The sequence below is a fragment of the Pontibacter coccineus genome, assembly GCF_030546575.1.
In the GTDB taxonomy this organism is placed as follows: Bacteria; Bacteroidota; Bacteroidia; order Cytophagales; family Hymenobacteraceae; genus Pontibacter; species Pontibacter coccineus.
The window spans coordinates 614,786-641,611 of sequence record NZ_JAUOTN010000001.1 but is presented as its reverse complement, the minus strand read 5'-3'; the positions used below and the strand labels follow the sequence as shown (position 1 = coordinate 641,611).

Below are 26,826 nucleotides of genomic sequence, written 5' to 3'. Positions count from 1 at the left end.
AAATACAGCGTGTATTTGTTACCTTTGCATACCATGAGAGTAGGAATAATATTTGGCGGACCGTCCCGTGAGCGTGAGATCTCTTTCGCAGGCGGCCGCACCGTGTACGACAACTTAGATAAAGCCCTTTTTGAGGCTGTTCCGGTGTTTGCTGATAGTCTCGGCAATTTCATTCTGCTGGACTGGCAGTACATCTACAAAGGCACTATCCGCGATTTTTACCCGCCGGTGGAGGCCCTGCCGGAGAGCGAGCACGGACTGCAGATCTACCTGGAGTCGCTGGGTGAGCTGAGCATCGAGGAGCAGGACCGCATCATTGCCAAAGCTGGCAAGCGCCTGATGCCGCATAAGTTCCGCAACCACTTCGACTTCGCTTTTCTGGCGCTTCACGGACCATATGGCGAGGACGGCAGCATTCAGGGTTTGCTCGAGTGGTACCATATACCTTACTCTGGCTCCGGTATTCTACCATCTTCTATAGGTATAGACAAAGCCGCGCAGAAGGAAATGCTCAAGCAGCACGGTTTCCCGACGCCAGACTACCGCAAGGTACAGTATGCTGAATGGAAAGATACAAACAACCGCAAGCAGCTGTTCGAGTCACTGGTAGCAGACCTGGGTCTGCCGCTGGTATTGAAGGCGCCGCATCAGGGTTCTTCGATTGGCGTATCCATTGTGAAGGAGCACAACTACGAGCTCTTTGAGCAGGGCATGGACCGCAGTTTCTTTACCAAGAACATTTACAAGGCGCAGTGGCAGGCACTCGGTGAGGAGAAGCAGGTGGCCAGTATGAAGCAACTCGTGGACATCCGCGAGGGCATCGGCATGCCAGTTGTGCTGGAAGATGGCACCATCCTCTACCACCCAGAAGAGCTGCTCAACCACATCAACCATACCTTCGCGACAACCGATACCGAAACCATCGTGCTGACCAGTGTAGAACACGAGCAGCAGGTGCTGGTCGAGGCTTTCATCCAAGGGCGCGAGTTCTCCTGCATTGTGGTGCAGGACGAAGCCGGTCAGCCAATCGCTTTGCCGCCAACAGAGATCGTGAAGGGCAATGAGGTTTTCGACTACCGCTCGAAGTACCTGCCGGGTCTGGCACGCAAGATCACGCCGATCAATTTGCCAAGCGAACAGATCCAGCAAATCCGCAAGAACTGTAGCAAGCTGTTTGTTGACCTGGGCTTCAACGTATACGCCCGTCTCGACGGCTTTATCACCAAAGAAGGCAACATCTTCCTGAACGACCCGAACACGACCTCAGGCATGCTGCCGTCGTCGTTCTTCTTCCACCAGGCGGCTGAGATCGGCTTGAACCCATCGCAGTTCCTGACCTACATCATCCGCACCTCGGTAGCCGAGCGCCTCAAGTCAGGCAAAGATACTGTGATGCTGACCAGGCTGTTGAGCAAACTGGATAACGCTATACAGGAAGAGAACGCCCACCGCCACGACAAGATCCGGGTGGGGGTGATCATGGGTGGTTATTCCTCTGAGAGACATATTTCGGTAGAGAGTGGTCGTAACATTTACGAGAAGCTTTCTTCCTCTACTAAATACGAACCGCTGCCGATCTTCCTGACGGGCAGTAACGAGGCCCATCGTCTGTACAGCATTCCGATCAACATCATGCTGAAGGACAATGCTGACGACATCAAAGAAAAGATTCATCATTTTGAAGAGGGCGGCAAACCGCACCCGGTGCTGCAGGACATTATAAAAGAGGCAGAAGGCATCACCCGCAAGTATACAGGCAAGAGCCTCGACGAGCCGCAGCGTCTGACCTATAGCCAGTTGCAGAACATGGTGGATGCGGTGTTCATCGCGCTGCACGGTCGTCCGGGAGAGGACGGTGCCCTGCAGCAGGAGCTCGAGAAGCTGGCTATACCTTACAATGGTTCCGGCATCAGTTCTTCGCAGATCACGATCAACAAGTACGACACCAACGAGATCCTGGCCAAACACGGCGTGCCGGTAGCGCACCACCGCATGGCCTGGAAAGAGGACTGGCTGAAAGACAAAGAGGCTTTCTACCAGAGCCTTGAGAACGAGTTCCGATATCCGTTCATCGCCAAGCCGGCTGACGATGGCTGTAGCTCGGCAGTGAAGAAGATCAAGAACAGAGCAGAATTAGACGCCTTTACTACTCTGATCTTCCGTGAGATGGAAGAGCTGGATACAGAGTGCGCCAGAACGCTGTCGTTGGGTTTCAAAGAAGAATTCCCGAACAAGCAGGGTTACCTGGTGGAAACGCTGATCAGCCGGAACGGCGCAAAGCATTTCCTCGAGATCACCGGCGGCCTGTTGACCAGGTATGCACCGGATGGCACCGTGGAGTATGAGGTGTTCGAAGCTTCCGAAGCTTTGGCGGAAGGAGAAGTATTGTCGCTGGAGGAGAAGTTTTTGGCAGGAGAGGGGCAGAACATCACCCCGGCTCGTTACTCTGCTGACCCGGAGCGCCGCCAAAAGATATCTGACCAAGTGAAGGAAGACCTGAAGCGCGTGGCCCAGATCCTGAACATCGAAGGATACGCCCGCATCGATGCGTTTGTGCGTGTGCTCGAAAATGACGAGGTGGAGACCATCATCATCGAGGTGAACTCCCTGCCTGGTATGACGCCGGCAACCTGCATCTTCCACCAGACTGCCATCAACGGCTACAAACCCTACGAGTTCATCGACCGCATCCTCACATTCGGTGTGGAGCGAAACGAGCGGGCTAAAGAGTTGGAAGGGTATAAGGCGAGAAACTAAATTGTTAAATGGTTAAATTGTTGATGGTTGGGTGAACGATTGGTGCATGATTAACCCACCCCTGCCCCTCCCAAGAGGGGATTTCTTCACAATATTTAATTCCCCTCCTCGGAGGGGCAGGGGTGGGTTAATCGTTCAAGGACAGCAATTTAACCATTCAACAATTTAACCATTTAGCCAAATAACAATCAACAAAAGCCCCTCAGGGGCAAACAATTAGCAATCAAGAATAAATGTTAAAGACGAATTCATTTGTGGGGGTGCTGGTGCACCTGGCTTTGATGGGAGTGATCGTGGCCGGGCTGATCTTCGGATTCTTCTACCTATACCTGCCGTCGGCTACCAACCATGGCGAGACTATTTCAGTGCCGAAAATTACAGGTATGCAGCTGCCGGATGCGGAGCCATTTCTGGAAGAACAGAACCTGCGCTATTTCGTAAACGACTCCAGCTATCATCCAGAGTACAAGCCTTTTGAGATACTGACACAAGACCCTTCGCCAGGCTCTAAAGTGAAGGAAAATCGCAAGATCTACATCAGCGTGAACATGAAAAACCCGCCGATGATCAAGATGCCCAAGCTGATCGACGGTTCGGTGAAAAATGCGGAGCTTATCCTCAAAAGCTATAACCTGCGTCGTGGCAAGATCACCAATGTGCCTGATCTGCAGCATGGTGCCGTGTTGAAGCAGTTCGTGAACGGCAAAGAAATACAGCCGGGCGATCCGGTGCCAAAAGGCGCTATCGTAGACCTGCATGTGGGCGATGGACTGGGCAACACCGAGTTTGAAGTGCCGGATGTGGTAGGCATGCCGCTCGACGAGGCTTCGGTGCTGCTGGTAGGCCAGAAACTCCAGTTGGGCAATATCATTTACGTGGCAGGCAGCGGTAAGCCGGACGGTACGATTGTTCGTCAGCGTCCGATCGCCGATGTGAAAGCCAAGATACGAACAGGTGAGCTGGTAGACCTTTGGGTGGCCGGCGAAGAGCCTGTGCAAGGTATAGACTAACAAATGCGCTCGCTGCTCACCGTGGCGGGCGCATCTTTTATAAGCTATGGGTATAAGACAGTTTCTGTTGACGATGGTACTGCTCTGCTGCGGCTCTTTTGCCTCGGCTCAGGGCGTACTGATGCCCTTGCAGCAGGATTCGCAGCGTATACCTTCTAGCAGCTTTTACCAACTCCGGACAGAGAACAACCCGATCTCACTTCCGTTTTTTGACGACTTCTCTGGTGCCACCACCACGCCCGACCCAGCCTACTGGATCAATGGCGGCACTTATGTAAACAACCGCTTCGCCCTTCGGCCGATCACCCGCAACGTAGCGACATTCGACGGACTCAATGCGCAGGGCAATCCCTATGGCAGCAACCTCGCCGGGCCGACTGATACGCTTACGTCTCAACCCATCCGGTTAGGGGGGCTCACACCGGCCGATTCAGTATACCTGAGTTTTTACTGGCAGTCCGGAGGGCAGGGGAGTGCGCCGGAGCGAAATAATAACAACCCACGCCTCTTGCGTCTGGAGTTTAAAGACGCCACTGGCACCTGGGTACAGGTATGGCAACAGTCCGCACCGGGACTGGTAACAGAGTTTGCGCAGGCCTGGGTAGCTATCCGGGAGCAACGTTTCCTTCACGACGAGTTTCAGTTCCGTTTCCGCAGCGAGGGAACCCGCAACGCCATACGTGATGTCTGGAACCTCGACTACGTGGAGCTAGACCGCAACCGCCGCCGCGGACAAAACACCACCCGAGACATCGGTATCAGTGAAAGTATTTCGCCACTAATGGATTATACCGCGGTGCCTGCCCGTCAGTTCGTGGCCAACCCCGAGCTATACCTGCGCGACGAGATTTCCGCCAGCCTGAACAACCTCGGCGACCTGCCGGGCGCCATCGCCTGGCGTGCTTTTATTCGGCAGGTCGGTGCCTCGCCGGTCGATACCTTTCTGCGTGAAGAAGCCCTTATACCTGGCCAGGCAAGGCAGCGCCGTATTACTGCCACCCCGCGCATCAGCAACCTCAATCTGAATCCAGAGATGTTTGTGCTGGAGCACGGCTTCTGGCTCGATACCAAAGAACAGAACGCCCGGCAACGCGCCAACGACAGCACCTTGCAGCGCACTACCTTCAGCGATTACTTTGCCCTGGACGATGGCTCAGCCGAGGCCGGTTACAGCAGCCTCTATACCTATGGCAATACCCAGGTGGCACAACGTTTTGAGGCGGCAGTACCGGATCAGGTACGTGCCTTCCGGGTGAATTTTCCGCAGGTAGGCGTGCGGCATAACAACGTGTCCATCATCTTCCGCATCTGGGCCGATGACAACGGACGCCCGGGCCGTACCCTGCTTGAACAGTCGTTTCCGGTGCAGCAGAACGAAGGGCTCAACACGTTCTATGAAGTGGAGCTAAACCAGCCAGTTCCGGTGGAGGGCACGTTTTATGTAGGCTTCAGTCAGCCGGCCACGCTATACCTTAACATCGGATTTGACCGAAACGCCGGAGCTACGGGGCGCCTGTTTTACAACACAGTGGTGAGCGGCTGGCAGCAGGATTCGGTTAACGCAGGTGCCGTGATGCTACGCCCTGTCATGGCTGGTCAGGCACTGGGTCTGGAGGAAGAGGCGGTTGAGGCGAGTCTGCAGGTATACCCCAATCCGAATACCGGTGTACTTCATTTTTCAGGACCTTACCGTTCTTTTTTGATCTACGACGTAACCGGGCGTGAGATTCTGCGTCATAAAGCAACAGTCTGGCAGGATCCGGTGCGCCTCCCAGCGCTTTCGCCAGGCTTATACACTATCCGAATTGAAACCGACCATCATACATTCACTACCAAACGCATCCTACTAAAATTATGATCACAACAGACATCACGGCCGAGGAACTCAAGGAAAGACTCGCCAAGGGAGAAACGCCCGTTATCATCGACGTTCGCGAAGACTGGGAGCACCAGGAAAGCAAAATAGAAGGCGCACAGAACATCCCGCTGGGAGCGCTGCCACAGCGCCTTGACGACATTGAAGACTACAAAGACCTGGAAGTGATCGTGCACTGCAAGTCCGGCATGCGATCCGCTTCTGCCAAAGCTTTCCTGCAGCAGCAGGGGTTCAAGCAAGTGAGAAATCTGCTTGGCGGGATTACTGGGTATCAGGGGTGATTTGATTTTGTCTATGGCGTGAGCGTCCTTGCTCGTGTCTACTATCGAAGGGGCCTCTGGCCCCTTTTTCTATTAAGTGCTATTTGATTTTTGCTTGCGTAGCGGGAGCTGCCGCAGGTATAGCAACCAGTGTTGTTTTATAGCTTCGCCTGTGCGGCGGGAAAGTGGTATAGCTGCAGCTTTTGTGAGAATTCCACTTGCGTTGCTCTGTTGCTTGCCCTGGCCGGGCGGGCCTCACTTTTTTCCTTGATGAAAAAAGTAAGCAAAAAAATCAAGACGCTTTTAAACTCGCTGACCGCTCAAACACAAAATCGTCAAAGGTGCACCTGGCTCATGTCATCTGTTTCATCGCTCAGGTGCAAGTTACTCTTCCTATACCTGCCAGTGGTGAGTATGGTATGTGTCAAATCCTACAGCACTTATACCTCTAAAGAAGTAGCGGCAAAAGCTCCCCGCCTGGGGGTAGGGGCCCTCTTAAAGGATAAGCAGGGTAAAGAGTGGTTGGACCTGGTTTTGTTGAGAAAGTTTCTACGAAGTCTCTACCTGCAAATCAGCAGCGACAGAAATTCCCCTCTTGGGAGGGGCAGGGGTGGGTATAATCAGAGGCAATACTAAAGAGTGAGGACTACAAAACTAAACCTGAGAGATGGCAATTACCAAAAAGTCCCCCTTTGAAGGGGGTAGGGGGATGTTAATCGTTCGCAAAACCCCCTCCTGTTTTGGGGATAGGGGCCCTCGTTAAAAGGAGGGGCCGGGGGAGGTGGTTTCCCTCTCGGGAGGGGGAGGTTAATCGTGCACAATAATCTTCTTAACCCAATTACCCAATCACAAACGGCGTCGGCGTAAAGCATAGCAGGAAAATCACAAAAGCTAGTATCCCTAACACCTTACGCCCTAGAGTTAATGGTGCCTCGTTAGGACAAGAAGGGTGGAAGATGCCCATCAGCCTGGAGAGGAGCAGTCCGAACACCAGCCAGCCGCTATAGCCGTCAGCCGGAGGGTATAGCCAGGAAATCGCGACTTGAGCTGTCAAGACAACCAGCACCAGGTATAAGGTATAGCGGAACTTAGGTGTAGCGGGCTCCAGCACGAAGAACAGGTATAGCACATAGAGCGGCCATGCCCAGATGTAGCCCACCAGCTCTGGAAAGGTCTCAGCCAGGCTGTATTGCGCCAGTAGCATCCCCAGCGCTGCCATCAGGCCGCGCCGGTTGTCGTGCAGAATGCCCCGGAAGGCAAAGAAAACAAATGGAGCCAGCACGACCAGTAAACTATCATCCCATAGGGGTTCGCGGTGCGGCGAGATCATGCCCATACCGGCATATAGGATAAAGAGCGCGAAGAAAATGGGGGAGAGTTGGTTGAAGCGCTTATACCCGATCAGGCCGTAGAGCACGTGTCCGCCGTCCAGCTGACCGATGGGCAGCAGGTTGAGCGCCGTGAAGAACAAAGCCAGGTAGCCCGCAAACAGCAACGGGTAGTGGATCACTTCATAGGCATTGGGCACCAGTGCCGGGTCTGCGACGAAGCGTTCGAAAAACAAAAACAGCAGGTTCTTGCCCAGCGAAAAATTGCCTTCTCCCTGGTACACATACCTGGCATAGTCCTGCCCAAACTGCTGGTACTCCGGGTGAACCGTAAAGATAAAGTCGGGGTCAGGCAGGTGTGTGAAGCCGTACCAAAGCAAAGGGATTGCTACCACAAAACCGGCCAGCGGACCGGCTATACCTATGTCGAAGAACTGCTGCCGGGAAAAGATGCGACTTCTGATTCGAATGAAAGCCCCCATGGTGCCGATGGTAGACGTAATGCCGAACCATAGCGGGATATAATAGGGCAGTGATACGTCGGCCCGGTATCGTTTCGCGGTGAAGTAGTGCCCGAACTCATGCACCGTGAGCACCCCCAGAAAAGGGACAGAGAAGTAAAGTCCTGCGGCCAGCTCGGCCCAGGTAAACGTACCTGTCCACGAAAAGCCCTCCGCTCCCCAGAAGAACATCTTGCCAAAGCGCCACTCGGCTCCGGCAATGGTCGTCGTGACCAGGGTGAGCACAAAGAGCAGCAGGTGCAGGCTATACCTGTCTTGCTGCTTAGGAAACCACATCCCTGAACACCTGGTTGATGGTGAGCGGCGGCTCCAGGAAGAGCGTCTGCAGACCCACCTTTTTTGCGCTTTCGATGTGCTGGATGCTGTCGTCGATGAAGAGCGTCTCTTCACGCTTCAGGTCGTTTTGCTCGAGTATCTGCTCAAACACGATGGCGTCGGGTTTACGCTGCCCGATCAGGTGCGAGTAGTAGGCCTGCTCGAAGAGCGAGTCAAGGCTCGGCATGGTAAAGCTGTGTTCCACCATCTCGTTGAAGCGCTTCATGTGGATAGCGTTGGTATTACTGAGCAGGAAAATGCGGTATTTATTGCCCAACTCGCGCAGCAACTCAATTCTTTCGGCCGGAATGTCGAGCAGCATGGCGTTCCAGGCCTCGTCAATCTGCTCGTCGGTGGCGTTGAGGTGGTAGGCTTCGCGCAGGTGCTGGCGAAACTCCCCGGGGCTGCTGTTGCCGGTCTCGAAGAGGTCAAAGAGGTGAGACTGTGCGCGTTGGCTGTACTCGATGGTGTGACCATCGGTGCAGTACTGCTCCAGTTCGCGTATGCTTTTAAAGTAATCTATATTGATGATGACCCCGCCGAGGTCGAAGATGATGTTTTTAACGCTAGTCAGGTCCACGAAATTTTTTGGTCTGGTATTTGAAATTGTCCCTACAAATATGTAGAATTGCACTCCCAAATCAAAGGAAGCACCTTCTTTTAAGGGAACGGGCCTATAGCTCATTCGGTTAGAGCAACTGACTCATAATCAGTAGGTGCCTGGTTCGATTCCAGGTGGGCCCACTTTCGCATCACGCCACATAACAAAAAGTTGTGTGGCGTTGTTGTTTTCGGCCTTTTTCGCCTTCTTTGCACCTTTCCGCATCACCGTTTGTTATGCCCTTTTATGTAAACCGGGGGCACACTTGCAGCCCAAATAAAGGCACACCCGTTTTTTTATGATACACCTGCGTTTCTACCTCCATTCCAAAGTTAGCGAAAAGGGCACACAATCCTTATATATCGACGTGCGCTGTGACGGCATCAACCGCCTGCGGCAGGCCACGGGCGAAGTGCTCAGGCCCAACCAGTGGAACCCGAAACGGGAGCAGGTCACCACCCGGCACGAGTACAGCGACCACCTGAACGCCCGGATAGAGCGCATCAAAGGGCAGGTGCAGCAGACCTTCCGGGAGATGCTCGACGCAGGGACGCTGCCCACGGGCGAAGACCTGCGGAAGATACTCAGGCCTTTGCGGGAGCAGAAGAAGCAGGCCAAGTCCCACACGGCCGTCGAGTATTTGCAGGAGTGGATAGACGCGTACACCACCCGAAGGGGCTACGGCGGGCAGGTCAACAAGGACAGCCACGCCCGCAAGTTCCGGCAGGTCATCACGCACCTGAACCGGCACAAGCCCGGCATCACGCCCCAGCAGATGACCGAGAAGGCCTGGCACGACTACATGGCCTATTTGTATTCAGAGGAGCTGGAAGACTCCACTGTGGGTAAACACCTGCAGGGCTGGAAAAACGTTTTAAAAATGGCTGGTTTGCCCTTTGATTTGCCCCACCTGAAGAATACCTTCAACACCGAGAAGATCAACCACGACCTGACCTGGCAGGAGATGAAAATGCTGCATGAATTCACGTTCTCAAAGCCGCAGTACAGGGAGGCCATCGACGCGTTTCTGATCGCTTGCCAGTTGGGTTTGCGGCGGGGGGATCTGGAGTCCGTCAAGAAGCTGCACCTGGTCACCTACGAGACGAGCTTCGGCCCTACGCTTTGTATCCGCAAAAGGCAGGGCAAGACCGGACAGCCCGTAGTCGTGCCGTTCCCGCCGCTGGCTAAATCCATCTACGACAAATACGAGGGGATGCCCAAGATACAGACCAACTACAACGAGCTTTTGAAAGACGCGGCCAAGGAGGCCAAGCTCAACCGGCTGGTGACGGTGGAGTCCATCAGGAACGGGGTGCTGACAGAGAAAGAGGAGCCCCTCCACAAGGTCATTTCCTCGCACAAGGCCCGGCACACGGCAGCATCAAGGGTACGGGAGGCAAGCGACTTTGAAACGGCGCAACTGGTATTGGGGCACGCCACGGCAGGCAACACGGGCAGGTACGCCCACCTGGAGCCCGTCAAGACAGCAGAGAAGATCCTGAAAGCCTGGGCCTACTACAAATAAAAAAGGAGCGTGTGCGGCGCTCCTGCTTTACTCTTTCATGGTGGTGTTTAGTTGGCGATCAGTAGTTTCATGTCATACAGGGGCAGGTTTTCCATATCCCCCAGGCGCTCGCGCAGTTTCTGTATCTCGACGTCCTTGTCCTTGAGCATCCCGAGCATCTCCTGCTTGAGCATCGCCTCCCCCAGGATATGGGCCTCCAGGTGCATGATCGTGTTCTGCTGGGCGTCCACGGTGCGCTGCAGGTCCTTGCACTGGGCAAAGTAGTGCAATTCGTTGCTGACCTTCTTAACCTTCTTCTTGGTGATGCGGTTGTGGTTGCCCTGTACGTTGGCCGAGCCCTCGATGCCGTACAGCGGATCCGGGGCAGGGGCATAAGAGGGTGGTTTGGATCTACGCCAGCATAGAAAGCCTAGGCCAGCGACGCAGGCGAGGGTAATCGCCCAATTGAGTATTTCTGTATTCATAAAAAGGGTGTGTGTTGGTTGGTTTTGCTAAAATTCTTAGCAGGCCTAAACATACCAACCTCCGCATATATATGCAATACCCTTTGTCACTTTTCGGAGTTTATTTTTTAAAACTTATACGAAACGGTGCAATCCATCTACGAACCCTTATCCCCCTCTTTGTTGACCTCCAGCCGCAGCAGCTCCCGTAAATACCTGATCTCCTCGTCTTTCGCCTCCAGCAGGCGCTCGTAAATGGTCAATGCCTGCCGGGTGCGCTCCAGCTCCAGTTCCATGCGGTGCTTTTCCTCCTCGTCTAAACTTGGTGCCATAACGGGTCCCCTCCCTAGAACCATATAGTATAGGGATACGCCGTAAACTGTATACAGGTTGGTTATGGTCTGGAGTGAGATGTTGCGCTTGCCGGACTTGATGCCGGTCATGTGAGTAGGGGGGAACCCAAGCGCGGAACAGAACTTGTTCTGGGACTTGACCACCCCCCTGGATTTAAGATAAGCGAACGCCTCCAGAAAGCGCCCGTTGTAGGGGTTTGTCATACTAGCCGTTACGGCGCGTTTATTTCTTCAAGAGGGCGACCATCTCCTTATAGAGTTCCACTTCCCTTTTCAGCCCCTCTATTTCCTTTAGGGCAATGGCCAGTTGCTGTTCGCAGTCGCCTGAGCCTGAGACCTGGTTGCCGGTGCCCTGTACGTTCGAGTTGCCTTTTATTCTATAGGAGCCGGTTGTGTTCGCTTCCTTGTCAAACATGTCCCCCTTCCCGGTTAGCAGCCATTCAGAACTAATCCCTTCAATTGAATTGACTATGCTTTCCAAATACTCCGCATTGGGTGTACTCCCCCGCGACAAATAGTTGCGAGTAGTAGCTTCTTTGGCTCCTATCTTAATAGAAAAGCTTCTTGCGTTTAAATTGAGTGCTTCTATTAACTTCTCAATTCGCTGGTTTACAGTCATTTGTAAATTATTTTGCATTCAATTGAAAATAAATACTCAATTTGCTTGACTTATATATTCAATTGAACGTACATTTGTAAAGAAGATTAAACGATACCTCAAACATAGTAAAAAGTCAATCAATATGGAAGCCACCTATTACCAGCAAGCGCTCCACGATATTCGCGCAAAGCTATCCAAGCGCCGGGGGTACGCCACTCGGATCGTGCAGGCGCTCAACAACAAACCTCTAAGAGGCAAACAGTTAGTAGAAAAGCAGCGCGAAGTCTACAACGTCGCCTGGGGGCGCATCAAGAACCCGGTTATCCTGCAGGCCCTTATCAAAGAGGCGGAGGCAGCACAAACCCACACCGACCCCTCCATCGAAATCATTTCTAACTATTTAAGCTCTGTTGCCTGATGAACCTGCAAGTATTCCAATATCAAAACAGCCCAATCACTTTCAGCAAGGATGGTGAAGTGATGGTGAATGCTACTCAGATGGCAAAACCTTTTCCTAACAAGAAGGCTGCTCAGTTTATTCTTAACGCTAACACTAAGGAGTTTGTAGACCTCCTGGATAGCAAGATTGGAAAACCAACCTTGGTTGTAAATCACGGCGGGAGCAACCCCGGCACATGGATGCACCAGAAGCTGGCGCTCAAATTCGCCGGTTGGCTTTCTCCTGAGTTCGAGCTGTGGGTGTACGACCGCATCGAAGAACTCCTGACCACTGGCAAGACGGAGCTAACGAGCATGTCAGACGACGAGCTTCTTTCTAAGGCACTCTTGCTCTCACACGAAAAGCTCAAGCAGGCGCAGCACCGCACCCTGTTACTTGAGGCGCAGAACGAACAGCACATCAAGGTCATTCAGGAGCAAGCTCCAATGGTTGCCTACTACAACCAAGTACTTGACACGCACGACGCTGTCCCGACCACCATCATTGCGCAGGACTTCGGGCTTTCCGCCAACCGCCTCAACAAGCGGCTGGAAGAGTTGAAAGTTATCCGCAAAGTACATGGCATCTGGGTTATGACTTCCAAATACAACGACAAAGGATTCACGCGCATCAAGAACGTGCCCTATATCGACCGCGAAGGCAACCAGAAGAGCAACCCGCAAATGGTCTGGACACAGAAGGGGCGCGAGTTTCTGCACACCCTACTTAGCGTCAAGGCTACCGCTTAGTTTCTTACTACGTGAATCTGGAATAAAGGATAATTAAATAATCTGAATATTAAGATATGGGTATCGAGGTAATGACCACCAAAGACGGGCTTGCCATCTTGGAACAGATCAAAGAGCTACGCGCCGAACTGGAGAAGCTCAAAGGCAACCAAGCCGGACTCTCTACCGACTTCACCTTAAAGCAAGCCGCCGAAAAGATAGGCATGTCCACCCAGTTTGTTACGGATTGCGCCAAGCTCTACAAGGAGAACCCGAAAGCGAGAAAAGCACTGGCTTATTACAAGGCAGGCAAACAGTACCGCTTCACCCCGGAGAGCTTGCAGGACTGGAAAGAGCGCAACAGCTTTAACCACCAAGCCGCATGACTTACGAACTCTGTTCCTGCGGGGTGTATCAGAAGCTGAAAGCAAACCCCAAGTGTCCTGAGTGCACCAGCAAAGGGCAGAAAGTGAAAGTGAGCAAGGCCAAGCCCAAACAGGAGATCAAAAAGCAAAGCCCGAAAGCCAAGAAGCAGGAGTCGGAACTCTCGCGGATCAAGAAAGAGCTTCTGGCAGAGAACCCGGTCTGCTTCTCCAGCGGGGAGACGAGTAGCCTGACACTGAGCCACATTATACCCAAGACGTGCAAAGCGTTCGCCACCTTCAAAGGGAACCTGGTACTGGAAAACTTAGAGGTGCACACGATCTACGAGCACAACAAGAAGCTGTTTGCCGAACTCTACCCGAGGGCCTGGAAAGAGAAGTTGAAAAGAGCCAAAGCGATGAGTAAAGAGCATTACGAAAAGTTAATTCAACATCAACCCCTAAACGCTTAAAAGATGTTGGAAAGAACCTACCAATACAAAGGCTACACGATCGAACAGTATGTGTACGGCACTGGCAGCAAGAAGCGCCGGTACTTCTACCCGGCTTGCAACGGCAACTACGAATGCACAGACATCAGGGATGTAATCAAGTGGATTCGGGGCCTGATCTGGATAAACCGGATAAGCAAAGAAATGGGAGTGCTGCTCTAAATCAAGTTTTCAAAACCTTAAACACCTAACCTCTATGAACAACACCTCTACCATCCAATTATCGAACGTGGCTGATGTGCCGGTGGCGCATATCGATGCCTTCCTTAACCACCTGCGCACCCTCTTGATCGAGCACTACGAGACCCGCCCCAAAGCGGCTGACTCCCTGGCCGAGGCCATCGGCAATGTGGAGATCGAGAAAGGCGACATCCTCTGGGAGATGCGGCAGCGCAACCCGGCAGGCATCCAACGGGAGCACTACGACATGGCCATGAAGACCTCCAGAGATGTGATAGAGTGTAGTGTGAAAGGAGTGTACGCCCAATAAGAAAGTGTAGCAGAATAAACCCCAAAACAGCCTGCTCCTGCTATAAGGAGTGGGGTACTTTAAAACGAATGTATCACGGTTGACTAATATTTGAATCAACATGGCAAAAGTTAAGCACACGGTTAATATAGTGTACGGTATAGGCACTGGAACCACAACAATATTATGTGATGAAAACGATGATCTCGAAACGGTAACGGCAAAGGTAGTAAAGCAGGAAGGCTTGAATTATCTGCCTACGGCTACTCCCAAAATCACGATTGAGCACACTGAAAGAGGTAGAGACTTATACTAATGGCTAAAAGTAAACCACGATTTCAGGTAGTTTACTTTCAGTGCTCAAACTAAACCAATCCTAAAAATGGAACATAACGAAAAGACAGCCCTGCTTCAGCGAATGCTTGAACTGGTAGAAAATTACAATATCCTGATTGTAGTAGACTTTACGGAAATGGGTATGAATCCTTATACCTTCAAGATACACGACTTCAATATTGACGAGGTGCATGAATCTGATAAGTGCTACCCTTACTACCCCTATGCTTTAAAAGCGGCTCTAGAGCAGGTAGATGAATTAGGAATTATTGACTTCAACTAAGATAACAGATATTATGAAACAGTGGGTAACCGAAATTATGGCGCTTGACCCTACCGCCCCGGAGCGGGGGTTGGTGAAGTACGGCGGCCCGGAAGTGCCGGGTAACACGCAGGAAGAAGCCGAAGTGTATTGTCAGGAGAACGGACTGGGATACTGTAAGGTCATAGGGGAACTGATTTGCGAGTTCCCGGAGTCCTTCGCGCCTTTCGCCTCCATCTTAGGGAACGAAAATTAATGTATCAACTAACCTAATGGATGTATGACGGAACAAGAACAAGAAGATTACAGGTACAAAATGTTGCAGCTACTCGTTGACGAGCTTCTGTATTTCCGAGACGGTCTTCGGAATGTTGTCGCTGCTGCGGATGACCCTAACTCGGAAGATTGCTTAGACGATGTGCAGCACGTCGAGAACTTAACCGCGCTGCTGGAATTTATCACCAACAAGAAAATCTAATCAAAAATGAAATACTACATAGTGTGGTTTACAGGCAGGGTTACAAAGAAATTTCAGGTAACACCACCTTACGGTATTGATGACGCAATACAGGATTACATGCGAGAGCAAAACAAGGGAGAGGCTAAATCAGACAGAATAGCCTTTATCCGAAAATTGGAAGTTACCCCAAGAGAGTACGAATTATACTAACCTTAAAACAAGATCATTATGAACCAGAATCTAATTGCCGAAAACGAAAGAAAGCTATCTCTCTGCAATGATGACGATAGTGTTCAACTGCAAATCGAGCAGGAAGGGCAGGATGCTTTTATAGACTTGACACTGGAAGAAGTTAGAACGCTTATATGGGGGTTAAACAATTGCCTCCCTGCAAATACCTGCTTTGACCTAACTTCTAAAACCTAAAGATTAACCGCCCATGAAAAACTACTTACGCGAAACCTTCCACCTGGAAGAGATGGACACCGACAGCCTGCGCGCTTTACGCGACCTGTTGCTGGTGTGTGACAAGGCAGACCAGAGCATCAAAGTCCATCAGTACCTCCGGCAACGGGAAGAAGTAGAGGCCGAATAACACCGCACACACTTAGACGGGACCATGAAAGCATGTTTCTATAACCGCAAAGAGCAACTGGTGTGGACGTGCACCAAGGATGCCAGATACGAACTCCACAACGGCACGAAAGCCGTCAAAAGGGGAGCCTCAAGAGGTTACCTGCTCGATGAAAAAGGGGAAGTGATCGACTCGGCCTACTACCCCAAAGCCAAATAGCCTACCGCTTAGCCTACGCTTACCCAAACCCCTAAAACCTTCAAAAAATGAAAAATTCCCTACGCCGCTTCTACGCGAAGCATTGCGCGAGCCTTGCCCAAACGCTCTACACCAACCGCCTGTTGATTGCCCGCCTGTCGATCGGGTTGGGGCTCTACAACATCATCGGCGTGCTGCTGATCTGGGTGAACCTGCACGCTGAATTTACCGCCCTGCTACCGGCCATGTCCTCCCTGGAGAGCGTGTTCCGCTTCTTCACCGGATGCCTGTTAATTGGCGGGGGCTGGCATTTTGCCGAAAAGTTCTCCCTTGAAATCTGGCAGGACAAGCGCGAGGAAAAGCTGCTGGCAAGAGCTGCCCGACGCAAGGAGCGCCACCTGCAGGCGGTGGGCAAAATCAACCTCAACTGACATGTTCCTCTTCATGCTGATGATGGCCGTGCTGTTCACGGGTACGGCCATCTATGAGAATATCGATAAAATAGAAAAAGTACTAAAATCACTAACGCAAAAACCTAAAAACTAAAAAAATGAAATTCACTGTAGAAGTAGAAATCGACTGGATTGACGAAGAAACAGGCTTAAATGAAGCTGTTTCGGGAGAAATCAAAAGCAGGCTTGCTGACAAGGTGTACAAACATGTAGAAAAGCAACTCGCTGACAAGATAAGCAAAGACATCTCTTCCAGCTTAGATGCTCAGATTCAAAAGACTTATGAAGAGTTTATGGAGAAATCCTTCACCATTTACGACCAGTGGGGCGACCCGAAAAAGGAGAATGTGTCTGTCAAGTCGCTGCTTAAAGAGAAGCTTGACAACTTCTTGACAGAGCGAGTAGATGACAACGGCAAGCCGACTGGCTACGGAGGCAAGGTGCGGTATGAACAAATCCTTGACAAGCAAAGCCAGAAGCAAATCAATGATTTCCTGTCACAGTTATCCGCCAAGGTCATTGCAGGCATAAAGAATGACATTAACGAACAAGCTGTGGAGAGAATCACGAAAGGCATCTTGTCAGATTACAGCCTCAAAAAGCTAGTGAATCCACTAAACGGATAGCCCCGCGTCAGGGGGAGTGAGGTTTGTCTGAGCTCCTTTTTCAAGGAAAAAGAGCGAGCCTCACTGACCCGCCCGGACGCCCCACTACTATTTAATCAACTAGCAACCCATTCAAGATAAGATCATGACACAGTACATCCAAATAAAAAAAGCAGACAGCAAGTACTTCGTTGACCCGTGGTACAAGAACAGCATCGGTTTGATTATGCCGGTCAAGCACCATCAAGGCGGTGTGTATTTCGGAGAAGGGAGGTCTGTTCCAGAAGAAGATTGCACCCCTTTCCAGTTTGCTCCTTTACAGGAAGACCAGCACCTCATCACAACAGAGCAGTTGAAGCGGCTGCATGACCTGTGTTCAAATGGCTACACAATAGCGCCTGCTGAAGCTTTGCAAGAGTGGTTCCCGCATCTTTGCCCCGCTAAAACAACTTATAAAGTAGGGGATCGCTTTGTATGGCCTTCTAAAAACAAGAACACCTATCGCATCATCTATCTGCATAATTCAGAGGTCGGGATGTTTATCGAAGAATCTGATTGCCTTGCATGGGGTAATAGGGTGCAAGTTGCTGACAAGAACAACATCACAGAAGATGAATTGCAGTCACTGACAAGCTACAGATTCGGGATGTTCACCAAGCTACCCGACAACACAGAAGAGATGATCTAACATTTAATTATCAGGGCGTTGGCTTCGCCCCGTGCTTTGCGGGACTTCGCTTCGCTACGGTCCTAAAGGACTAAATCCCTCCAATCACTAACGCAAAAAACACCATGAAAGAAGTTAAAACAGAAACCAAGTTATACACCAAGCTGCTAGAGATCCAAAAGCGGATCATGGGCTTAGGCAAAGACAAGTCCGCCTACGGGTACAAGTACGTGACAGGCGACAAAGTACTGGAACATCTAAAGCCCCTGATGAACGAGTTCGGGGTAATCCTCAAGCAAGAGGTTCTATCAATCGAGAACGTGCGACAGGACTACAACACCAAGAACGGCACCACCAGCGAGATCAACTCTAAAGTGATGATGAAGTTCACCTGGATAGACTGCGAAACGGGGGAGAAAGACGAGAACCTTTTCGGGGCCAACGGGCAGAACGCATGGGACAAAGGCGTAGGGTCTGCCCTCACTTACGGAGAGCGTTACTTCCTCTTGAAGTTCTTCCACATCGCCACAGACGAGGATGATATTGACAACCCCGAAAGAAAGCCACAGGAAGCCCCACAGCAAGCGCAACCAGTGAAGACAGCCCAAGCCAAGCCCGCGCCCGAGAAAGCCCCACAGAACCCCGCCCACGCTGTCATAGACCCCAATGCACCGGGAAGCCTGACACAAGTGCAACGGGAGAACATCCAGGCCCTGCTTCTGTACCCGGAAGTGGACCAGAAAACGAAGGTGAACACCAGCCTCAAACTACCTAAGCTATCAGAGGAAGGAGCCAGGATCGCAGTTGATTACCTGCTGAAGCTGATCAACAAAAACGGCGGGCAGGTGATCTGGCAGGATGACAGAGTAGCCAAACCCTCTAAAGCAGTTGCCTAACATATTGGAAAGGATAAAAGGAAACAGAACATGAACACAAGACGAAACGTGAAGCTCACCGGCAAATTCTACTTCAGGCGGAATTTCTTCGGTTCTCAAATCCTGATGGTGGAAGAGTCGGGGCAGTATGAAGACCCCATCTACTTTGATTTAGGCCCCGTGCACCACACCTACCGGGAAGCCACCGAAAGAGATGTGCAGGAGCTGAACCTGCGAAGCGCGATAGGGGATAGAGGCGGCATCCTTTCGACGCAGGAGAAAGATACAGCCGAAAGCCCCGGTCCGCAAGGAATCGCCCAAAAGGAGGTCTAAGATGGAAGCTACAATCATATTCTACCTCTTGGTTTACGCCTGGTACAAGACCTCCTACAAGAAGGAAAAGAAAGAGGACGATGACGACCCCCATATCGGGATAGGGGCATGAAGCTGAACGCAGGAGAAAGGATCGTAGACCCGGCCAGATACCGAAAGCGGTTAGAGAAACAGTTGGAGGCGAATGTTTGGCCGGACCGCTACGCCTACCAGTTAGCAGAAGCAAAACTGCAGAGATTAAACGACTTAGAGAAATGCACAGAAGCTACGCCATCTACCAGGAGCTGCTCGACTTTATAGCCAAGCTCAAGAGAGAAGACATCAAGCAACAAGTTTACAGAGAAGTATACGGACATGAATACACTGACACAGATCAAACCCAAGAACAACGCCCTGATAGCCGCACTGGAGGCCAACCGGAAAAGAGCGGTCGAAGCCTACAACCCCTCGCCGGACGAGTGCCTGGAGCACGCGCACACGGCGTACCTCTACGTGCTCAACAACTACATGGCCGAGGCTGACCGGGACCGGTTCCAGAAGTACAACGCCCACCTGACGGCGGCAGGCCCCTTCTTTGAGTTCGTGCGCCTGTACGTGAAGGACCTCAAGATCAAGGAAAGGCATCTAAGGGATATGTTCGGCCATAAGAACTGGGACGAGATGAAGCCCGAGGTGAAGCGAAGGATGCTCAAGGCGGTGGAGATGGACCGGGAGGACCGGCAGCAGGCGCTCAGGGAGGTGAAGCGCGTCTTTGATACCCAGTTTAAGATCGCCGGGGGCATCTCGGACGAGGACTTTTTAAAGTTCGAGGAGATGGCAGACGAGCGCATCTCGTTCCCACTTGACAAGATCGACACCCACATCCTGCCTGACATCGAGCGAAACGAAAAGAGCCGGATGACCCCCTCAGAAATCGTGAAGTACCTGATCGCGCGAAGCAAGGGCACCATCGCCGACTACGACAAGACCAACATCGGCAGGGAACTGCAGCGCAGGGGATTTGAGAAAGCAAAGGGCGGCTATTACGTCAAGCTGGTTCGATAACATTTTAAAAGCAAAGCCATGAACTACATCAAGCTAATCAACTCCTTTTGGGAACTGGCAAGGGACCGGACGGACTTTACGGCGCATGTGCAGTCCCTCTACTTTGCCTTGCTTTACTACGCCAACAAATCCGGCTGGAAAACATTCGGCACTTACCGGGAAGATTTGCTGGACCGCTCCAAGCTCTCCAAGAAGTCCTACTACACGGCAAGGGAGATACTAAAAGAGGCGGGGCTGGTAACATACAAGGAAGGGGCCAACGGGATTTCCAAATGCCTCTACACGATGATAGAAGCGTCTCAAAAAGAGGACAGTGGGGAGGACACAGGAGGCAAACGGGCAAAGGCAGCGTCTACCCCACCGTCTCAAAAAGAGGACAGTGAGGTAGACAGTGGAGTAGACACTGAGGGAGACAGCAAGGGGGACAGTGAGGTAGACCATACTACTAAACTAGTAAACTCTAAAACTACTAAACCTTTAAACTCTAAACAGAAAAAGAAAAAGGTAGCGCCCTCTAAAGAGGACGCGCCCCAAGTCCAGGAGAAACCTGATTCATCTAAGGGTAAAAAAAAGGAAGAAAAAGAAGAAAAAGATTCCGCGCAAAAAGAAGACAAAGAAGGGGAGAAGCGCACCTACCACCAGCTCTACAAGCAAGCGTGGTGGACGTTTTACCAAGAGCAGAACAACGGGGAGGAGCCGCCCAAGACCAAGCGCCATCCGGGCACCTGGAACGGGCTAAAAAAAATACAGCAGGATTTGGCTGCTGTATTTGATGACTGTGAATTAAGCGGCTATAAGGAGTTTGTGTACATCCTTGAAAGCTGGCCAAAGCTCAAAGACTACCATCGACTACAACTAATGCCCCCGTCGATACACAAAAACCTGGTTGAGATCCGAAAGTATTTACGCGATTCAGGTGAGAAAGTTGCAGACACTCCCTTGGTTTCTGAAGCTATTGACCTTTACAAACAGGTCTTTCACCAGCAAAGGGGATTTGTGCCCAACATCAACGGGAAAGGACAGGAACAAGTGGCGCAGACGCTCACCTACCTGAAGGGCTTCAAGGAGGGCAACACCTGGGAGCTGGCGCTGAAGGGGTTCGAGATGATCCTGCGAAGCTGGCCGGAACTGGAGAAGCAAGACGATTTTTACAAAAACAACTTCACACTAAGCTACATCAATGGCAACACATCCAGCATTATCAGCATCATCAAGTCAAGAGGGGAGAAGCGGGCAGAACTTAGCGTTGATTCAGCACAAGCCTGGCTTGAGAGAAACCGCCTTAGCGCCTAACGGGGCCATCGTGCCGGGCTCCATTGTGCAGTTCGTCACCTCTGTCACCCTGCCTGTTGCCATTGAAAACGGCGAGCAGCTAAGCAAAATCAACCGCGAGAACCAGGCCCACGCCCTCCGGTTGGTAGCGGAACTGGTAAAGAACCTGGCCAACTTCTTTAAGACCAAACGGGCGCTCGAAAACGAAGACGACTATTTCGAGGTGGCCGCTTTGATTATCGAGGGGCACAAGCTGCTGAAGGTGGAAGAGATCGCCTACGCCTTCAAGCTGGCCAAACTGGGTAAGCTGAAAACGAAGGTGCTCGACAGGCTGGACGGCTCAACGATCCTTGCAATAGTAGATGAATACGACCGGAGCGAGGAACGGGCTGCTTACTTTGAAAAGCGCAACACGCAGCACAAAGCGCCTACCGTGGACAAGTTCGAGACGCTTTCCTTTTTAACCGACAACGCTGATAAGATAGGCATCGATATTTCAAAGATCGGCAAGGAGAAAGAGGACAGAGAAGCTGAATACAGAAGGATAAGACAGGAATGGCTTCAATCTAACCCCGAGAAAAGAAGAGAATAATTAGTAACACCCTAAGCCTCTAACACCATGACCTACATTCCATTCGCCGGCGGGGTTCCGGCCAAGAAAGCCCCCCTTGCCCGCAAAGCTCCCGTGACCCCCGACCGGGCGAGCGCCCTGACCCATTTGGACGAAAGCGCCCGCCAGGAGATGATCCGGCTCTCTGAAACAATGTCCATCAGGAAACTGGCTGACCGCTACGACTGCGCCCGTGCGACGGTGTGGCGCTTCCTCAAACAGAACGCCCCCAAAAAACCAAAGGAGGCCGAATCGCTCGAAAGCAAGCTGCAGCGCATGAAGCACCAGCGCTTCATGCTGAACGGAGTAGGCTGGACGGTGACCATCAACGGTTTCGAGATCGAGGGCAAAGAGGTCAGGGTCTTGCTGAAAGGGGAAAAGCGGGAAGTGAAGCCCAGGGTCTACCCCCTCAAGTCAGCCGCTGCGAGATTGGACGAGGACTTTCTGAAGATGACCCGATGAAGAACAAAACAGAGGTTATCAAAGTGGCGGACTGGAACAAGTCGCAAGGCAAACCGGCCAAGCCGCCTGCCAAGCAAACGACCAAAGTAGCCGAGCAACTCGACACCACGGACGCCGATGACGCTTTAAGCTGCATCACCATCAACTCTAAAGCCGAGCATGTGGAGTACAACACGGGCAAAGGCTACATCGAAATCACGCTCAAAAGCTCAAAAGAGGTGTACCGGATCACGGCTAAAAAAGTGCCTAAATAATAGCAATATTTAACTATAAATATTTGTGTATATAATTGATTATTAGTAATTTAAAGGAAAGAAAGAAGGATATGAAAGGGTATAAAATCACCTACGACAACCACGGCCCAGGAGAATATGGGGTTGTGGTTGCCCCATCCGCAGGCAAGGCCAGATACAGGGCTTATCTGTCTTACAAGGATGTCTGGGAAGAGGCATCATTTGCAGCCATAAGAGTGCACCGCGCACCTGAGTACGACGGCTTGGAGAAACTAAGGAAATCAGTCTACACCAAAGAATGGGCAGACCTGATAAAAGAAGAAAACGCTTAATCCTGATTTTATGAAACCCGAACAAGACGACATCAACTGGGCGCACGTGCAGATCGCACCCCTGCCCATCTTCAAAGACAACCCCGAAGAGCAGTACTGGACACAGATGCTAGAAGACATCAACCAAAAGCTCTACAACCTGGAAAAGGTGACACTGGATGCTGAAAGGAAAGTAGACCTGAGCATCCAATACAGAAGAGAGTTAAACAAGATCAACCAAGAGTTAAGGAAAATAAACTAGGGCATTGCCTAAAGGCCCGTGCTTTCGGCACTCAATCTTCCCGCAGAAAAAGCGGGAAGGATTTCAAACAAATGCCTCTATCACTAATGCGAAAAAAGATGAAACCACAAGACATTATTTGGAGTGACCAGCATTGCGGCGTGCATCAGGCGACAGTCGATGAACTAGAAGAACTGATGCCAGACTTGAAAGGCTTGATCGCCACTTTCCCCGAAAACGTGTATGACTACATCTGGGACGTGAAGGTGCACATGCTCATGCCGGGGCAATACCCCTGCATACCCAATTGGCACAGGGACATGGTGCCGAGAGATGAAACAGGTAAAGAGGATTTATCAAAGGTTACACCTGAATACCCTATGTACCTTTGGCTATCAAGTGGCCCTTTGACAGAGTTCCAGCTTGAAGACGGGCACAGCTACAAAATCAGATCCCAGACATGGACGAAATTTACGCAGCTTGATCTTCACAGAGGACTGCCATCATCAGACTTCACATGGCGTGGGCTGATACGGGCAACACACAAGAACCTGAACATCTCAAGTCCGCAAGTGAATAACCCGTTTGGCAGAAAATCAGCACTTAGGAGGCACTGTCAGGTGTACCTCGATGCCAATAACTTTAGCTGGTAGAATAGCCCCGCGAAAGGGATAGAGGCGAACACGAAGTAAAGCCGAAAGCCCGGTCCGCAGGATTCGCCCAACCTTTAAGAGATGAAAAAGAAACCACCCAAAGAGTACCCTCCTGAGTTTGGAGAAGCTTACCAGACGTTAGGGATTGTCTTAGGAGCCCCGGATTTTGAGGGGAAGATGGGACTACTGAAAGAGATGATCGCCAACCCGCTTCCGCTGGATATGAAGCTGGCCGTGATCGCCCTCAACGGGGCCACCCTCCGAGAGCAGGAAGCCTGGGAATATTTACTGACCTATTACGAAAATCAAAAACCAGAAAAAAGATAACCCATGTCACTACAACTAACCGGAACGCTGCATTTCATCGGACAAGAGCAGCAAGTAACAGAGAAATTTAAAAAGCGCGAGTTCGTGCTGAAAGTACAGGACGGCCAATACGAGGAGCTGCCCAAGTTCGAGATGACCCAGGACAAGTGCTCACAGCTTGACCGCTTCGAAACAGGACAGCAAGTCTTAGTCTCTTTCAACGTGAGAGGGAGAGAGTATTCCAAGAACGGGCAGACAAGCTATTTTACGAGCCTTCAGGCGTGGCGCATAGAAAGTGTAGCACAAGGGGGCGAAAGTCCGGCAGGCGGCGGCTACGGGCCTAGTACGGGGGCTGTGGACTTTATGCCGGATACAGCAGACAACGATTTGCCTTTTTAAGTAGCAAAGTAAGGGGTTGGGCGTTGGCTTCGCCCCGTGCTTTCACTACTCGCCTTTCAGGCTCAAACACACCGTTCAATCACTAACGCAAAAAAGACCATGTTAAAAGATACAGAATTAAGACTAGGCAACATCCTGCAAATGGAAGACGACCCAGAGGAGCGGGTTCGCGTTGCCGATATTTACAAAGGGGTTGTGAATGTGAAGCCGTTGCACCCGAACTCCTTTGAGCACGAGTACCCGCTGGACTACCTGCAAGGCGTTCCGATAACAGAAGAAGAACTCACAAGGATGGGTTTCAAGAAAGACAACCGCACCTTGTGGCTTGTCGTGAACGGTGGCGACTACTACATTGAGTTGGATAAAGTGAGAGGGGAGTGGTATCCTGACTATTGCCAGTGTCCTGAGTTTTCGAGTGTGCCTGAGCAAAGAATTAACTTGAGCGCCATTCAATACATGCACCAATTGCAGAATCTGTATTATGTGCTGACAGGCGAAGAACTAACCTTTAAATCTTAAAACTATGTGTTACGACAGAGCAGACTTTGAACGTGAGCAGGACAATGATTCATGGGCGCACGACCAAGAGCAGCAAGGCCAACTCCATAAGGAGGGAATCGCTTTCTATTGCCTAGGAGAGCCTGATATGGATTGGGAATACTTTCAATACAAAGAGGGCAAATCGTATTTCAAGAATATTGAAACGGGCGACTTCATTACGATTAAAGGCGACCCGATTGACTTAGAGATAGGGACGCGGGTTAAAATAGACTACTTTCCAGAATAACCTTATGAGCAAAGACAGAAACCCAACAACGGGGAAGATAATCAGACTTCCACGCAAAGTTAAAAAGAAGCTGATTAAAGACACGGCACGTTCAGAATACGAGTTGCAAGCCTCACTAATCAGAAGCGCAGATTTAACGGACTTTTGCTTATGAACTGGATAAGAATAACCCCTGAAACAGAGTTTAACTACAGTGATTCGTACCTGTTCCTGTATCCGAAAGGGGATGGCAAGTACGCAGTAGGCTGGAAACATAACGAAAGCGCAAATGGCAAGCAGTGGATTATGTTGGGAGATAGTGAGTGGTTTGGAGATGATGCTGTAGAGGCCACTGTGTTTACCCATTATTGCGTTATCACACCCCCTAAAAACTAACCTTATGAGCAAAGAAAAAGCACTTCAACTGTTAGATGTTAGAATAGGCCGCTACAGACAGTCTGTCGAGAACATGGAGAAAAGCATAGTACGTTACGAAAAGAGTATTGAGTTTGTGCGGGGCGGGCTAATAGAGCTATGCAACGCACTCGAAACGCTGGAAGAGATTCAATCGGAGCTAATGGAAACGCAGGAGGTGAGAGTAGCGGCAGTGCAGATATGCTACAAATCAGACAAGCCGTGTGATTACGATTGCGCGGGGTTATGCAAAGAAAGTTACTAAAAGGCTCATACAGTATCAGCAGGCGGTTGCAAACGACCTGTTGTTAATCGGCACAACCCGAGCGGCCTTTTTTACCTGAATAGCCCCGCGGCCTTGATCGAACCGGCATCCTTTTGTGAGGAAACGAGCAAAAGATACAGGTGAGAGCAAGATACAGCCGCCCCAGTTTTACGTTTACGCTTCCCCATCTTCTAACTTTTAGCCATAATTTAAGATGAACCCAGCCGTACCCAATTACCCGTCCAACCCCCAGGTGTTTCCTTTTTTCGTCTGCCATGAAGACGGGAGTGATGTTTTCCGCTTTGACTCGGAGACTATTTGCCAGAATTTGGTTCTGACCCGAAACGGGGAGGAGTTCAAGACCTACACCGGATCTTCTGCCAGTGAACAGCTTGACCTTTTCCTTTGCGGAGCCATGCAAGAGGAAGGGTACGAGCTGAGTTCAGAGCTGCAGTGGAACGAGGTGTTGACCCGCTATAAAGTTAGAATAGGAAACAAGAAAGCAGCCTAACAGCAGTAGTTGGGCGTTGCCTTGCAGGCCCGTGCTTTCACTACTCGCCTTTCAGGCTCAAACAGGCCGTTCAATCACTAACGCAAAAAAAATGAATTTTAAATCAATGTTGATCGCTGTTCCGCTTGTTTTGATCCTTGGGTTCCTGTTCCGATCTTATAAGTCAAAGCAGGAACTAATCGAAGTGCAGGAAGAGTATATCGCGACTCTCAAAAAGAACAAAGCTTTAAGCGACGAGTACATCACAGTATTGGAGGCTGCGGTCAAAGAAAGAGAGCAAGATATAGACACTTTGGTCTCCACTATGCGCCTGCACATCAAGACGCACCATCCGAATCTATAGCCCCGCGTTAGGGATGGGAGCGAACACGCAGTAAAGCGGACAGCCCGACCCGCAGGGAACGCCCTAGATATTACCCTTCAACTCTATGCCAAGAGAGCAAAGGAGCATCCAACCGGGTGTTCCTTTCGCCTTTC

45 protein-coding genes and 1 tRNA gene are annotated in these 26,826 nt (G+C 51.0%); 41 read left to right on the top strand and 5 right to left on the bottom strand.

What is annotated here, in order from left to right:
* Positions 1-33: 33 nt before the first annotated feature.
* From Q4E40_RS02955 to Q4E40_RS02940, 4 genes are all read left to right on the top strand, one after another.
* Entirely contained in the window at positions 34-2,757 is a 2,724-nt protein-coding gene (locus Q4E40_RS02955) for a D-alanine--D-alanine ligase family protein (RefSeq protein ID WP_303409932.1), read from the top strand.
* A gap of 233 nt (positions 2,758-2,990) precedes the next feature.
* Positions 2,991-3,767 carry a PASTA domain-containing protein gene (locus Q4E40_RS02950; RefSeq protein WP_188500204.1) on the top strand — a complete coding sequence of 259 codons (777 nt, stop codon included), beginning with the start codon at positions 2,991-2,993 and terminating at the stop codon, positions 3,765-3,767.
* A gap of 46 nt (positions 3,768-3,813) precedes the next feature.
* A complete protein-coding gene (locus Q4E40_RS02945; protein ID WP_303409930.1) occupies positions 3,814-5,625 on the top strand; it encodes a T9SS type A sorting domain-containing protein in 1,812 nt (603 codons plus the stop codon).
* Complete coding sequence (locus tag Q4E40_RS02940) at positions 5,622-5,924, top strand: rhodanese-like domain-containing protein (protein WP_007654834.1); 303 nt, start codon at positions 5,622-5,624, stop codon at positions 5,922-5,924. Before Q4E40_RS02945 ends, Q4E40_RS02940 begins: the two co-directional genes overlap by 4 nt.
* A gap of 817 nt (positions 5,925-6,741) precedes the next feature.
* Here the strand turns inward: Q4E40_RS02940 and Q4E40_RS02935 are convergent.
* Both Q4E40_RS02935 and Q4E40_RS02930 read right to left on the bottom strand, forming a co-directional pair.
* The gene (locus tag Q4E40_RS02935) at positions 6,742-8,028 is read right to left on the bottom strand and encodes a site-2 protease family protein (RefSeq protein ID WP_303409928.1); all 1,287 of its coding nucleotides are present in this window, start codon (positions 8,026-8,028) and stop codon (positions 6,742-6,744) included.
* Complete coding sequence (locus Q4E40_RS02930) at positions 8,015-8,647, bottom strand: HAD family hydrolase (RefSeq protein WP_303409927.1); 633 nt, start codon at positions 8,645-8,647, stop codon at positions 8,015-8,017. Before Q4E40_RS02930 ends, Q4E40_RS02935 begins: the two co-directional genes overlap by 14 nt.
* Before the next feature lie 90 nt (positions 8,648-8,737).
* Here Q4E40_RS02930 and Q4E40_RS02925 point away from each other — a divergent pair.
* Positions 8,738-8,811, top strand: a tRNA-Ile gene (locus Q4E40_RS02925).
* A 155-nt stretch (positions 8,812-8,966) separates the two neighbouring features.
* Positions 8,967-10,193, top strand: coding sequence for a tyrosine-type recombinase/integrase (locus Q4E40_RS02920; protein ID WP_303409926.1), 1,227 nt, complete (start codon positions 8,967-8,969; stop codon positions 10,191-10,193).
* A gap of 47 nt (positions 10,194-10,240) precedes the next feature.
* Here Q4E40_RS02920 and Q4E40_RS02915 read toward each other — a convergent pair whose 3' ends face one another.
* From Q4E40_RS02915 to Q4E40_RS02905, 3 genes are all read right to left on the bottom strand, one after another.
* Positions 10,241-10,657 (bottom strand): hypothetical protein, encoded by a 417-nt coding sequence (locus tag Q4E40_RS02915; RefSeq protein ID WP_303409925.1) that lies wholly within the window; start codon positions 10,655-10,657, stop codon positions 10,241-10,243.
* A 137-nt stretch (positions 10,658-10,794) separates the two neighbouring features.
* Positions 10,795-11,193: a hypothetical protein gene (locus tag Q4E40_RS02910; RefSeq protein ID WP_303409923.1), complete on the bottom strand. Its 399-nt coding sequence runs from the start codon at positions 11,191-11,193 to the stop codon at positions 10,795-10,797.
* Positions 11,194-11,212: 19 nt separating this feature from the next.
* On the bottom strand, positions 11,213-11,404 hold the full coding sequence (locus Q4E40_RS02905) for a hypothetical protein (RefSeq protein ID WP_303409922.1): 192 nt from the start codon (positions 11,402-11,404) through the stop codon (positions 11,213-11,215).
* A 328-nt stretch (positions 11,405-11,732) separates the two neighbouring features.
* Between Q4E40_RS02905 and Q4E40_RS02900 the strand changes: the two genes are divergently transcribed.
* The 35 genes from Q4E40_RS02900 (at position 11,733) to Q4E40_RS02730 (ending at position 26,692) form a co-directional block, all read left to right on the top strand.
* Complete coding sequence (locus Q4E40_RS02900; RefSeq protein ID WP_303409921.1) at positions 11,733-12,008, top strand: hypothetical protein; 276 nt, start codon at positions 11,733-11,735, stop codon at positions 12,006-12,008.
* Positions 12,008-12,778 (top strand): phage antirepressor KilAC domain-containing protein, encoded by a 771-nt coding sequence (locus Q4E40_RS02895; protein ID WP_303409920.1) that lies wholly within the window; start codon positions 12,008-12,010, stop codon positions 12,776-12,778. Before Q4E40_RS02900 ends, Q4E40_RS02895 begins: the two co-directional genes overlap by 1 nt.
* A 56-nt stretch (positions 12,779-12,834) precedes the next feature.
* Entirely contained in the window at positions 12,835-13,143 is a 309-nt protein-coding gene (locus Q4E40_RS02890) for a helix-turn-helix domain-containing protein (protein WP_303409919.1), read from the top strand.
* The gene (locus tag Q4E40_RS02885) at positions 13,140-13,592 is read left to right on the top strand and encodes a hypothetical protein (protein ID WP_303409918.1); all 453 of its coding nucleotides are present in this window, start codon (positions 13,140-13,142) and stop codon (positions 13,590-13,592) included. The genes Q4E40_RS02890 and Q4E40_RS02885 overlap by 4 nt, the downstream gene beginning before the upstream one ends.
* Positions 13,593-13,595: 3 nt before the next feature.
* Positions 13,596-13,793, top strand: coding sequence for a hypothetical protein (locus Q4E40_RS02880; protein WP_303409917.1), 198 nt, complete (start codon positions 13,596-13,598; stop codon positions 13,791-13,793).
* Positions 13,794-13,827: 34 nt separating this feature from the next.
* Entirely contained in the window at positions 13,828-14,121 is a 294-nt protein-coding gene (locus Q4E40_RS02875; RefSeq protein WP_303409916.1) for a hypothetical protein, read from the top strand.
* Positions 14,122-14,221: 100 nt separating this feature from the next.
* Positions 14,222-14,416, top strand: coding sequence for a hypothetical protein (locus tag Q4E40_RS02870; protein WP_303409915.1), 195 nt, complete (start codon positions 14,222-14,224; stop codon positions 14,414-14,416).
* A 66-nt stretch (positions 14,417-14,482) separates the two neighbouring features.
* Positions 14,483-14,719, top strand: coding sequence for a hypothetical protein (locus Q4E40_RS02865; RefSeq protein ID WP_303409914.1), 237 nt, complete (start codon positions 14,483-14,485; stop codon positions 14,717-14,719).
* Positions 14,720-14,732: 13 nt separating this feature from the next.
* Entirely contained in the window at positions 14,733-14,954 is a 222-nt protein-coding gene (locus Q4E40_RS02860; RefSeq protein WP_303409913.1) for a hypothetical protein, read from the top strand.
* Positions 14,955-14,978: 24 nt separating this feature from the next.
* Entirely contained in the window at positions 14,979-15,176 is a 198-nt protein-coding gene (locus Q4E40_RS02855; RefSeq protein ID WP_303409912.1) for a hypothetical protein, read from the top strand.
* Positions 15,177-15,182: 6 nt separating this feature from the next.
* The gene (locus tag Q4E40_RS02850; protein ID WP_303409911.1) at positions 15,183-15,368 is read left to right on the top strand and encodes a hypothetical protein; all 186 of its coding nucleotides are present in this window, start codon (positions 15,183-15,185) and stop codon (positions 15,366-15,368) included.
* A gap of 18 nt (positions 15,369-15,386) precedes the next feature.
* Positions 15,387-15,584, top strand: coding sequence for a hypothetical protein (locus Q4E40_RS02845; protein WP_303409910.1), 198 nt, complete (start codon positions 15,387-15,389; stop codon positions 15,582-15,584).
* Positions 15,585-15,597: 13 nt separating this feature from the next.
* The gene (locus Q4E40_RS02840) at positions 15,598-15,753 is read left to right on the top strand and encodes a hypothetical protein (protein WP_303409909.1); all 156 of its coding nucleotides are present in this window, start codon (positions 15,598-15,600) and stop codon (positions 15,751-15,753) included.
* A 24-nt stretch (positions 15,754-15,777) separates the two neighbouring features.
* Positions 15,778-15,951, top strand: coding sequence for a hypothetical protein (locus tag Q4E40_RS02835; RefSeq protein WP_303409908.1), 174 nt, complete (start codon positions 15,778-15,780; stop codon positions 15,949-15,951).
* A 47-nt stretch (positions 15,952-15,998) separates the two neighbouring features.
* The gene (locus Q4E40_RS02830) at positions 15,999-16,361 is read left to right on the top strand and encodes a hypothetical protein (protein ID WP_303409907.1); all 363 of its coding nucleotides are present in this window, start codon (positions 15,999-16,001) and stop codon (positions 16,359-16,361) included.
* Between the two features lie 119 nt (positions 16,362-16,480).
* Positions 16,481-17,008 (top strand): hypothetical protein, encoded by a 528-nt coding sequence (locus Q4E40_RS02825; protein ID WP_303409906.1) that lies wholly within the window; start codon positions 16,481-16,483, stop codon positions 17,006-17,008.
* 124 nt (positions 17,009-17,132) lie between these two features.
* Positions 17,133-17,675: a hypothetical protein gene (locus tag Q4E40_RS02820; RefSeq protein ID WP_303409905.1), complete on the top strand. Its 543-nt coding sequence runs from the start codon at positions 17,133-17,135 to the stop codon at positions 17,673-17,675.
* Positions 17,676-17,779: 104 nt separating this feature from the next.
* On the top strand, positions 17,780-18,550 hold the full coding sequence (locus Q4E40_RS02815) for an ERF family protein (protein WP_303409904.1): 771 nt from the start codon (positions 17,780-17,782) through the stop codon (positions 18,548-18,550).
* 30 nt (positions 18,551-18,580) lie between these two features.
* Entirely contained in the window at positions 18,581-18,862 is a 282-nt protein-coding gene (locus Q4E40_RS02810) for a hypothetical protein (RefSeq protein WP_303409903.1), read from the top strand.
* 354 nt (positions 18,863-19,216) lie between these two features.
* The gene (locus tag Q4E40_RS02805; protein ID WP_303409902.1) at positions 19,217-19,906 is read left to right on the top strand and encodes a hypothetical protein; all 690 of its coding nucleotides are present in this window, start codon (positions 19,217-19,219) and stop codon (positions 19,904-19,906) included.
* An 18-nt stretch (positions 19,907-19,924) separates the two neighbouring features.
* Complete coding sequence (locus tag Q4E40_RS02800; protein WP_303409900.1) at positions 19,925-21,199, top strand: hypothetical protein; 1,275 nt, start codon at positions 19,925-19,927, stop codon at positions 21,197-21,199.
* Complete coding sequence (locus tag Q4E40_RS02795; protein ID WP_303409899.1) at positions 21,174-21,770, top strand: hypothetical protein; 597 nt, start codon at positions 21,174-21,176, stop codon at positions 21,768-21,770. The genes Q4E40_RS02800 and Q4E40_RS02795 overlap by 26 nt, the downstream gene beginning before the upstream one ends.
* Before the next feature lie 27 nt (positions 21,771-21,797).
* Entirely contained in the window at positions 21,798-22,250 is a 453-nt protein-coding gene (locus tag Q4E40_RS02790; protein ID WP_303409897.1) for a helix-turn-helix domain-containing protein, read from the top strand.
* Positions 22,247-22,504: a hypothetical protein gene (locus Q4E40_RS02785; RefSeq protein WP_303409896.1), complete on the top strand. Its 258-nt coding sequence runs from the start codon at positions 22,247-22,249 to the stop codon at positions 22,502-22,504. Before Q4E40_RS02790 ends, Q4E40_RS02785 begins: the two co-directional genes overlap by 4 nt.
* 71 nt (positions 22,505-22,575) lie before the next feature.
* Positions 22,576-22,815, top strand: coding sequence for a hypothetical protein (locus tag Q4E40_RS02780; RefSeq protein WP_303409894.1), 240 nt, complete (start codon positions 22,576-22,578; stop codon positions 22,813-22,815).
* A 10-nt stretch (positions 22,816-22,825) separates the two neighbouring features.
* Positions 22,826-23,056 carry a hypothetical protein gene (locus tag Q4E40_RS02775; RefSeq protein ID WP_303409892.1) on the top strand — a complete coding sequence of 77 codons (231 nt, stop codon included), beginning with the start codon at positions 22,826-22,828 and terminating at the stop codon, positions 23,054-23,056.
* A gap of 98 nt (positions 23,057-23,154) precedes the next feature.
* Entirely contained in the window at positions 23,155-23,688 is a 534-nt protein-coding gene (locus tag Q4E40_RS02770; protein ID WP_303409891.1) for a hypothetical protein, read from the top strand.
* 81 nt (positions 23,689-23,769) lie between these two features.
* Complete coding sequence (locus Q4E40_RS02765; RefSeq protein WP_303409890.1) at positions 23,770-24,015, top strand: hypothetical protein; 246 nt, start codon at positions 23,770-23,772, stop codon at positions 24,013-24,015.
* Positions 24,016-24,018: 3 nt separating this feature from the next.
* On the top strand, positions 24,019-24,393 hold the full coding sequence (locus Q4E40_RS02760) for a DUF3127 domain-containing protein (protein ID WP_303409889.1): 375 nt from the start codon (positions 24,019-24,021) through the stop codon (positions 24,391-24,393).
* A 99-nt stretch (positions 24,394-24,492) separates the two neighbouring features.
* Positions 24,493-24,912: a hypothetical protein gene (locus tag Q4E40_RS02755; RefSeq protein WP_303409888.1), complete on the top strand. Its 420-nt coding sequence runs from the start codon at positions 24,493-24,495 to the stop codon at positions 24,910-24,912.
* A gap of 4 nt (positions 24,913-24,916) precedes the next feature.
* Positions 24,917-25,180, top strand: coding sequence for a hypothetical protein (locus Q4E40_RS02750; RefSeq protein ID WP_303409887.1), 264 nt, complete (start codon positions 24,917-24,919; stop codon positions 25,178-25,180).
* Between the two features lie 150 nt (positions 25,181-25,330).
* The gene (locus Q4E40_RS02745) at positions 25,331-25,555 is read left to right on the top strand and encodes a hypothetical protein (protein WP_303409886.1); all 225 of its coding nucleotides are present in this window, start codon (positions 25,331-25,333) and stop codon (positions 25,553-25,555) included.
* A 73-nt stretch (positions 25,556-25,628) separates the two neighbouring features.
* Positions 25,629-25,838 carry a hypothetical protein gene (locus tag Q4E40_RS02740; protein ID WP_303409885.1) on the top strand — a complete coding sequence of 70 codons (210 nt, stop codon included), beginning with the start codon at positions 25,629-25,631 and terminating at the stop codon, positions 25,836-25,838.
* Positions 25,839-26,052: 214 nt separating this feature from the next.
* Positions 26,053-26,349: a hypothetical protein gene (locus tag Q4E40_RS02735; protein WP_303409883.1), complete on the top strand. Its 297-nt coding sequence runs from the start codon at positions 26,053-26,055 to the stop codon at positions 26,347-26,349.
* A gap of 91 nt (positions 26,350-26,440) precedes the next feature.
* Complete coding sequence (locus Q4E40_RS02730; protein ID WP_303409882.1) at positions 26,441-26,692, top strand: hypothetical protein; 252 nt, start codon at positions 26,441-26,443, stop codon at positions 26,690-26,692.
* The last annotated feature ends 134 nt before the right edge of the window (positions 26,693-26,826 follow it).